At 66.5% G+C, this 1,203-nt stretch carries 1 protein-coding gene; it reads right to left on the bottom strand.

Annotation, left to right across the window (positions count from 1 at the left end):
- Positions 1-12 precede the first annotated feature (12 nt).
- Positions 13-1,086 carry an IS630 family transposase gene (locus IRY44_RS30415; protein WP_370585049.1) on the bottom strand — a complete coding sequence of 358 codons (1,074 nt, stop codon included), beginning with the start codon at positions 1,084-1,086 and terminating at the stop codon, positions 13-15.
- Positions 1,087-1,203: the final 117 nt, after the last annotated feature.

The following is a 1,203-nucleotide window of genomic DNA, read 5'->3' as shown; positions in this document are numbered from 1 at the left end:
CCTAGTGCCCCGTCATGCAGCCTTGAACGGGTAATCCGGGTGGCGGATCTTGGAGCCGGCGGCGAATGCGGATTTCGGTCTGGCGCGTTGGTTGCGCCATCGGATGTAGTCGCCGATGGCGGCGTCCTGCTCGGCGTGGCTGCGGTGGTCTGTGCCGTTGAGGGCGAAGTAGCGCACGGCGGCGAACTCGGCTTCGATCCAGTTCAGCCAGGAGGCGTAGGTCGGTAGGAATACCAGGTCGACCTGGTTGGCGGCGCACCAGGCGCGGACCTCGGGGTGCTTGTGCGGGGAGAAGTTATCGCAGATCAGATACAGCTTTTGGTCGGGCCAGCGGCGGCGCAGGGTCTTGAGGAAGCTCAGGAACTCGCGCCACCGTTTCCGGTCACGGATGCGGTAGTGCAGCCTCCCGGTGGCCAGGTCCAAGGCGGCGATCATGTGCCGCACACCCTGGTCGCGGGTGTAGGTGGCCCGCAGCCGAACGGGCTGACCCTGAGGGCGCCAGGCCCGGCCGGGACGGGGTTGCAGGCTCAGCGGCCCGAACTCGTCCACACACAACACCCGACCGTCGGCCGGTGGATGGTCGTAGAGGTCCAGGATCCGGCGCATCTTCGACGTGAAGTCGGGGTCGTTGCTGGCCTTCCACGTCTTGGTTGCCTGCCACGACACGCCACGCTCGTGCAGGATCCGCCGAATGGTCTCGGCGCTGATCGTCGCCACGTAGCCGGCGTCGATCAGGTAGTCGCGCAGCTTGGCCAGGGACCAGCACGAGAACGGTCGGCCGAGGAACCGGGGGTCGCACCGGGCGATGACGCAGATCCAGTCACGGGTCTGCTCATCGATCCGTCTCGGTGCGCCCCCGTTCCATTTTGGGTCCAGCGCGTCGAACCCCCGCTCGTTGAACGCGTGGATCACGTCCCGCACGTAGTCCTCGCTGGCTTTGAGCAGATGGGCGATGTCCGGGGCCGGCTGGCCCTGGGCGGACATCAGCACCACGATCGCCCTACGCAGCTTCACCGGGTCCTTCGCCGTGCGGGTGATCCGCTGCAACCGTTGACCCTCGGCCATCGACACCTGCCGGACGAACACCTCCGGCCGTCTACCCACCGGCCACCACCTCCCCTGACGAGTGCTGGGAGACAGCCTGCCCGATCCGTCCTCAGAACCGATGGATTACACGATCAACGTTCAAAGACGGGGCACTAG

This window comes from Micromonospora sp. ANENR4 (assembly GCF_015354395.1).
GTDB lineage: Bacteria > Actinomycetota > Actinomycetes > Mycobacteriales > Micromonosporaceae > Micromonospora > Micromonospora aurantiaca.
This window is presented reverse-complemented; position numbering and strand designations above follow the sequence as displayed.